Below are 6,814 nucleotides of genomic sequence, written 5' to 3'. Positions count from 1 at the left end.
CTGCATTCGCTCTAGCAACGACCCACGCATATGGACCCACAGCAGGTTTCTACGCTTGCGCTCCATCAGGCGAACTTTTGCAAAAGAGTTGGTGATACGCATCCAGCGATTATGGGATGCGGGCCCACCGGTTTCGCATCTCAATGCCTCCTTCGGGACGTATAGGGACGATACGTGGTACGATCCGGCGGCCTGATGCAGGCTACGCGGTGGGAAAATTGGCGGAGGCTTTGGTATGGACACCTCCGTACTGCGCAAACGATATCCGTGGAACAAATTAGTCCTTGTAGCCCCAAAAACGCCCGATGCAGCCAAAGAACGTGTGGTCGGTCCGCGTTCGAGTTAAGATGAGCGGCGCGTTTCAGGAGCTGGCCCTCTTCAACCTCGCCATCGACAGCAAGCACCGTGCTGTTGACCTGGTCAAGTCTCCGATCCAGTTGTGTACGCCAGTCAAAAGCTGCCCTTCGATACCGGAAATCATGAGAATCCGCTGGCGTCTCCGCTGGCGAACCCCGCTATGTCTGGGATCGCGCTTACCTTCGTGCGCTAAAAAAGTGACCTCAATCCACCTTGTCATGGCAAGACTAATATTGCCTTGCAACAGCATTCTTACTGTCTATGATAGCAAATAATGTGTTTTTCAGCAAAATGTGATATGTGCCATGGGACTTCGTGCGACAATGAGTCTGGAGTTCGGTGGTGAGGCTTCCGGCCCACTCATTAGGAAACCACGGGATTGGAATGGGTTCTCCGCAGAGATTGTTGAGCTTTCGGGGGGCGAGCCTTATGCATATAAGTACGAGGGCTCTAGCCATTTCATGTGTCTGCACGATATTTTGCTGCGCGACGGCGAGCTAAGCGTCAGCGGACTGGCGACGCTTACCACTCGTGATCTGCGCGATACTGTCACATTCGTGCCAAAGGGTTGCGCCGTGGAAGGTTGGTCTGATCCGGACCGACGAAAGAACAGCTTCGTTGCCATGTACTTCGATCCCGAGGCGATGCGTGAAGACCTCGGTTCAAAATATAGCCGGGACGAGCCCGCACCGTTTGCCTACTCCCGCGACCCCCATCTTCGCTCAACGCTGAAAAAACTCGAAACGCTTATGAGGATACCCGAAGTCGATGAACTTCACGCTGAAAGCGTATCGCTCCTTGCCACACTGGAAGTTTTCGGGGTCGTGGCTGACAGTCAAGGGCGTTTGTCTGATCGACAGGTGTCAATGGTCACCGACTTTGTCGAAGGTCATCTTCACAGAGAGATCAGCCTTGCCGACATGGCATCGGTTGCCGGGCTGAGCCGCTTCCACTTCTCTCGCGCTTTCAAAGCGACGACGGGAGAAAGTCCCTATGCGTTCGTTCAAAGGCGTCGGATCGCTCGTGCAAGTAGGCTGCTGAAGGAAGGCCAACTGTCGATCGAAGCGATTGCGTCATCGGTGGGATTTAACGGTTCTTTGCAATTCGCGCGCGCTTTCCGTGAAATCACGGGCGTCTCGCCATCGAAATACCGGGTGCTGCGATGAGTTCCGAGAATAGCGTGCCAAAAACCATGCAGCCGGTGCCTGATTTAACGTCCTGTGACCGGGAGCCTATCACCCGTCTTGAACGCATTCAGGACTTCGCTTTCCTGATCGCCCTGGCGAATGACTGGTCGGTGACCAGGGTTTCCGAAAATATCGAGAACTTTCTCAAGGTGAAGCCCGAAGTTTTGCTGGGCGCACGTATCGATCCGTTTATTAGCGCCGTTGCCCTGCAAGATATAAGGAACAGGCTATCCATTCTGGGAACAACCGGTGGCGAGCGACTATTCGGGATCAAGTTAGTCCAGGGAATGCCGCGCGTCGATCTGGCTATCCACTTCCAGGATGATCTTTTGATCGTCGAGGGTGAACTTTCGAAGAAGGCCGAACGGATGGAGGCCGCCTCCATGGTGCGCGCCATGGCTGCCAAGCTCGCCAAGGCACGCACGATCGCGCGGTTCCACAGCGATGCCGCGCGACAGGTTCTGGCGATCACGGGATTTGATCGTGTGATGATCTATGAGTTCGACAGCGAAGGGCACGGCGCGGTAACCGCAGAAGCCACCCGATCAGGGATGGAGAGTTTTCTCGGCCTCCACTATCCAGCATCTGATATTCCGACCCAAGCGCGGGCGCTTTATCTCATGAATCCGTTCCGGATTATTGCAGACGTCGGCTCGACCCCTATTCAACTGCTGCCACCTGTGGATGCGATCACCCAGCCACTAGACCTGTCGATGGCTATCAGTCGTTCGGTTTCGCCCGTCCACATCGAGTACTTGAAGAATATGGGTGTGGGGGCCTCTCTCTCCATATCGATAGTCGTTGAAGAGAAGCTCTGGGGTCTCATTGCCTGCCATGCCCGCGACCCTCGCTTGCCAAGCTTTGTCATGAGAACTGCCGCGGAGTTGTTCGGCTCCATGTATTCCATGATGCTCGAAAGTAGACTGCGACGCGGCGCGGGTGAAGATGAGCAAAAGGCGCGTTCTCTGGCTGATCGTCTCATTGTCATGATTGCCGGTGATGAGACCCTGCTGGAGAATGCGATCTGGTTGCAGGACATGACGCACGACATGATCGACTGCGACGGTGTCGCAATCTATCGTGCTGAACACGTCTATCTCCACGGTTCAACTCCACCCGAAAATCAAGTGGTTGCTCTAGCGCATCACCTGAACGCAGCCTCTCCGAGCCGCGTCTATACGACTGACTATCTGGCTGCCATCCATGCCCCTTGCGCGCAGACATCTCATCTGGCGGCCGGCATGCTGGCGATACCTATCTCTCGCATTCCTCGCGACTACATTATGCTGTTTCGCCGCGAGCGGACTACCGAGATCAAATGGGGCGGCGATCCCACCAAGATGATGGAGCAAAGCGAGGACGGTCTTCGTTTGACGCCGCGGAAGAGTTTTGCCGTTTTTTCCGAGCTTGTGCGTGGGCGCGCCACGCCGTTTTCCGCGCGCGAGGAACGTATTGGGGAGGCGATTCGTCAAGCGCTGATTGAAGTGATCCTTCGCTTTGCCAACGACGCCAACGAAGAGCGGCGGCGATCTACCGAACGGCAAGAACTGCTGATAGCGGAACTCAATCACCGTGTTCGCAACATTCTGGCCTTGATCAGAAGCCTGGTTACCAAGACCATTGACTTGAACGGCGACGTCTCTAGCTATGTCGAGGCTCTTGGCGGTAGGGTTCAGGCGCTTGCGCGTGCCCACGACAGGGTGACGAAACAAAGCTGGGGGCCGGCGAGTCTCGCTGGTCTATTTGAGGACGAAATCGCCGCCCACGACGCAACGAGCGGGCGGCTGACTTTAAATGGCCCTGACGTTCAGTTGCAACCGCAAGCCATCTCGACCATGGCACTTGTGGTGCACGAACTTGTGACCAATTCCTGCAAGCATGGTGCGCTTTCTGCGAATGGCCGTGTTGACGTCGCTGTGAGGGCCGTCGACGGAGAGGGTGTCTATATCAAGTGGCGAGAAACGGGTGGGCCAGCCGTAGTCGCCCCCAACCGGCGGGGGTTCGGATCGGTCATCGTGGAACGAACGATCCCTTTCGATCTACAGGGCACTGCAGAGCTCAGGTTCTTGATGCCGGGCCTGGAAGCCGATTTTTTCATTCCACATCACCATGTGTCCGTCTCGGGAAAGAGTGCGACGTTTGGAACGCCCGCCCGCCATCGTCCCTCGTCAACGGATGAACCAGTATCCGAGCAGCCGTTGAGCGCCATGAATGTCCTTCTGCTGGAGGATAATATGATTATTGCCCTTGAGGCCGAAGACATGTTGCGAGAGTTGGGGGCGGCCAGTGTTTCCGTGGCCTCGACGATTGATGAGGCATCCAGGTACGTTGCAGATCAACGTTTCCACTTCGCAATGCTAGACATCAATGTTGGCCGGGGCACGAGCTTCGATCTCGCGACAAAGCTAGAGACAGCAGCGATACCATTCGTTTTTGCGACCGGCTACGGAGATCAGTTTGCCTTCAATGAAGGTGCCGCCCAGCACGTCGTCATCCAGAAACCGTACGAGAGGGATCATCTCGCGAGAGCTGTTCTGCAGTCTTTCCAAAAGTGAACAGCTAGTGCAGGTCACGCCCATCACGGTCCTCGAAAGGTGGTCGGCTGGTTTTTATGATTTGGAGTTTGTTTTAGACACGCGGCGGTGGAGTAATGATGGCCGCCTTTGCCAAATGGCGGCTTTAGAAAAATGAAATAAAGTTGTGGCAGCATGGAGAACGAGAATGCTGTTTTGCCGAACAGATACTCGGCCTACGCGAACGCATGTGTGTGTGCTTTTGCAGTGAAACCTTTTCGTCGGACAAGTGGACCGTGATGCCTTTTACGCAGCAGCAGTTGACGTCCATCCTTTACTCCCTTCCAGACCCTGCATTCATCCTGACACGCAGTGGGCGGTATGCAGCTATCTTCGGAGGGAAAGACCTCAGGCATTACCATGACGGCAGCAATCTTGTCGGGCGCAGCATGTTTGACGTGCTGAAAGAGGAGAAGGCGCAGTGGTTCGCTGACCAAATTGAAAAAGCGTTGGAGAGCCGTGTTCTGCATATCGTCGAATACGAGCTCAGCGGCAGTGACGTCCGGGGAGCTGGCGACGGTCCCAGTTATTCCATCTGGTTTGAAGGCCGCGTTCAGGCGCTTAATTTCCAGGTAGAGGGCGAAGACGCCGTCGTCTGGGTGGCAAGCAACATCACCGACAAGAACGAGGTTCAGCAAAAGCTGCGCCGACTGAGCGAAACCGACGCCCTGACCGGGCTCTACAACCGGCGCAAGCTGATCGAGACCCTGGATGAACGGCTGGCAATCTTTGAACGAGACAATTTCCAGACGTCAGTACTCGTTTTCGATCTCGATAACTTCAAACGCCTCAATGACGAGATGGGACATAAGGCTGGCGACGCCGCCTTGGTGGAAGTTGCCCGCCTTTGCCGACAGCATCTGCGCGACAGCGATGTGATTGCCCGCTTCGGCGGCGACGAATTCGTGGTTGTGATGCCCGGCACCCATCGCCACGAAGCGCTAGAAATTGCGGAGGTTCTGCGCGAGCATGTCCCGACTACTTTCAGGAAAAACTTGCGCTACGATGCGACGATCAGCGGCGGCGTGAGCGAATTCAGCCAGCCAGATCGCGTTTCCAGCGATATATTAAAACGCGCCGACGAGGGATTGTATCTCTCGAAACGGTCGGGTCGAAATCGCGTCTCAGCTTTTTAAGTACCGGCCAGCCGGTTCCCAGAATGTTTCAGCGTGGAGTATTGCCATCTCTGGCGGAGTGATCGGCGTCCAATTTTGAGATTGGATGACGCTGCTGATTTCCTTGCCCGTGGTGCGCAACAGCTCTGAATACGCGTCGCCGAGCCTCAAGCACCCGAAAATCGAATGACCGCTAAGGGCCACACAGCGACAAGCGTGCTATAGTCCGGCCGCCTGACGGAGGCGACGTGGTGGGAGGAGGGGCGGAGGCTTTGGCATGGACACCGCCGTACTGCATAATCGATATCTATGGAACAAGGGAATCCTGGTGGGACAGAAGCGCCCACTGCAGCCGAAATACGTGTGGTCGATCCCCGTTCGACTGGAGATGAGCGGCGCGATCCGGGAACTGGCGCTCTTCAACCTCGCCATCGACAGCAAGCTTCGCGCTTGTGACCTCGTCAAGCTGAAGGTTGAGGACTTATGGTCCGGTAGTTCGATCCGATACCGAGCCATCATTATCCAAAAGAAAACGAAGAGGCCCGTCCAGTTCAAGGTCACCGAACAGACCAAGATCGCGCTCTTGGCGTGGCTCCCCTTCGTTCGGAGGAATGGCGGCAGCTATCTGTTTCCAAGCCGTCGGAAGATGTCGCATCATTTGTCCACGAGGCAATATGCCCGGATTGTCCACCGCTGGGTCGCGTCCGTCGGGCTTGACGCTAATGCCTATGGCACCCACCCCATGAGGCGAACCAAGGCAGCGCAGATTTACAAGAAGACGGGCAACCTTCGAGCCGTCCAGATTTTGCTCGGCCATACCAAGCTGGAAAGCACCGTCCGTTACCTTGGCGTCGAAGTCGACGACGCCCTTAGAATTGCGGAGCAGATTGAGCTATAGCTATCGGCTCGTGGCCATCGGCACGAGCCGATAGCCTCTTTCGCGCCATTAGCGGTCATCGCATAAATTCAAGGAATGCATATTCTAGGGTATATGGCTTACGTCCTCCGAGCAGAAATGCTTAATACCGGGAATGACAGAACCTACGCCCGAAGAAATCGAAGAACTCGCTACCGCCTTTGAGCGCTTTACCCGTCGCTTCAAGGTCGCGGAGGCAGCGGCAGTCATGCAAAACTCGCTCAACCCCCTCGACATTCAGGCGCTTCTTTTTATCGATGAGCATCCTGCGTGTAACCTCGGGGATGTTGCCCGGCACCTTCAAGTCGCTCTCACGACAATGTCGTCTTCGGTCGACCGGCTGGTCCGTCGAGACATGATTGAACGGCAGCGGCCAGAGGCAAACCGCAGGTCGGTGGCTCTGAGGATCACGAACGAGGGGCAGCGAGTGGTTGCAGGCTATATCGATGGATATCGTGCCTCCTGCAAAGCGATGCTGCAGGCCCTCGATCCCGTTGACCAAACCGAATTTCTGAGGCTTACCCAACAAATCGCAAAATACGAAGGTTGAATAATACGATATTCGTAGTATGTTTCTGGCATCGAAATGGTCAGGGACTCTATCATGACTTACACATCGCCCACTGCGCTCGTCACGGGAGCAAACAAGGGAATTGGGTTCGCCAT

Annotated in this window: 5 protein-coding genes; all 5 read left to right on the top strand. The window is 55.5% G+C overall.

Features of this window, described 5'->3' with window-relative positions; all coding sequences use genetic code 11:
• Nucleotides 1-818 precede the first annotated feature (818 nt).
• The 5 genes from RQI55_RS24165 (at nt 819) to RQI55_RS24145 (ending at nt 6,698) form a co-directional block, all read left to right on the top strand.
• The gene (locus RQI55_RS24165; RefSeq protein WP_311273772.1) at nt 819-1,523 is read left to right on the top strand and encodes an AraC family transcriptional regulator; all 705 of its coding nucleotides are present in this window, start codon (nt 819-821) and stop codon (nt 1,521-1,523) included.
• Nucleotides 1,520-4,099, top strand: a complete 2,580-nt coding sequence (locus RQI55_RS24160; RefSeq protein ID WP_243258213.1) for an HWE histidine kinase domain-containing protein — start codon at nt 1,520-1,522, stop codon at nt 4,097-4,099. Before RQI55_RS24165 ends, RQI55_RS24160 begins: the two co-directional genes overlap by 4 nt.
• 257 nt (nt 4,100-4,356) lie before the next feature.
• Nucleotides 4,357-5,253, top strand: coding sequence for a diguanylate cyclase (locus RQI55_RS24155; RefSeq protein WP_311273773.1), 897 nt, complete (start codon nt 4,357-4,359; stop codon nt 5,251-5,253).
• 256 nt (nt 5,254-5,509) lie between these two features.
• Nucleotides 5,510-6,130 carry a tyrosine-type recombinase/integrase gene (locus RQI55_RS24150; RefSeq protein WP_311273771.1) on the top strand — a complete coding sequence of 207 codons (621 nt, stop codon included), beginning with the start codon at nt 5,510-5,512 and terminating at the stop codon, nt 6,128-6,130.
• A 133-nt stretch (nt 6,131-6,263) separates the two neighbouring features.
• Nucleotides 6,264-6,698 (top strand): MarR family winged helix-turn-helix transcriptional regulator, encoded by a 435-nt coding sequence (locus RQI55_RS24145; RefSeq protein ID WP_311273770.1) that lies wholly within the window; start codon nt 6,264-6,266, stop codon nt 6,696-6,698.
• The last annotated feature ends 116 nt before the right edge of the window (nt 6,699-6,814 follow it).

It is taken from the genome of Rhizobium sp. WCS2018Hpa-16, from assembly GCF_031843705.1.
In the GTDB taxonomy this organism is placed as follows: domain Bacteria; phylum Pseudomonadota; class Alphaproteobacteria; order Rhizobiales; family Rhizobiaceae; genus Agrobacterium; species Agrobacterium tumefaciens_C.
Note: the sequence above shows the minus strand (reverse complement) of the source record. Positions and strands in the feature narration are given on the sequence as shown.